The sequence below is a fragment of the Bartonella sp. AA89HNZF genome, assembly GCF_042196905.1.
Classification (GTDB): Bacteria; Pseudomonadota; Alphaproteobacteria; order Rhizobiales; family Rhizobiaceae; genus Bartonella.
The window spans coordinates 1-707 of sequence record NZ_JBHIRD010000112.1; the positions used below are offsets into that span (position 1 = coordinate 1).

The 707-nt window shown below is 41.9% G+C and carries 1 protein-coding gene; it reads left to right on the forward strand.

The annotated features are described in order from the left end of the window. Positions 1–707 (forward strand): DEAD/DEAH box helicase family protein (locus tag ACFIN0_RS10000; RefSeq protein WP_375702480.1); only part of this gene is annotated, 707 nt, incomplete at both ends.

The window sequence follows — 707 nt, forward strand, 5'->3', positions numbered from 1 at the left end:
AAAAAAGAAGTTGTTCTGAAATCAACAAAAGAGCCTCGTCCCCATCAAGAAGAAGCCATCAAGAAAGTCTGTGAAGGGTTAAAAGAAGCAGATCGTGGCAAGCTGATTATGGCATGTGGAACGGGGAAGACTTTCACTAGCCTTAAGATAGCAGAAACCATAGCAGGAACAGGCAAGCGTGTGTTGTTTCTGGTTCCTTCTCTGGCTTTAGTTTCGCAAACAATCCGTGAATGGACCCTTGATACAGAAGTGCCCTTGCGTTCCTTTGCGGTTTGTTCTGATACGAAAGTAGGCAAGCGTCGTAAAAACCAAGATGATATTGTTGGCATGGAAACATCAGATCTTGTTCTCCCTGCTACAACAGATGCGAAAGCCCTTGCCAAAGAAGCTTGTGAAAACCTAGCAGATGCAATGACGGTCATCTTTTCAACCTATCATTCTATCCAAGTGATTTCGGATGCACAAAATACCCATGGGTTACCTGAATTTGATCTGATCATTTGTGATGAAGCCCATAGAACAACTGGTGTTGTGTTGGGAACAGAAAAGCATGAATCTGAATTTATCAAGGTTCATGACAATAGCATTATTCGAGGCAAAAAACGCCTCTACATGACAGCAACCCCAAAGATCTTTAGTGACAAGCTGAAAAGGAATGCTTTCTTATCCAATAACGTTTTGGTGTCCATGGATAATGAAAAACTCTA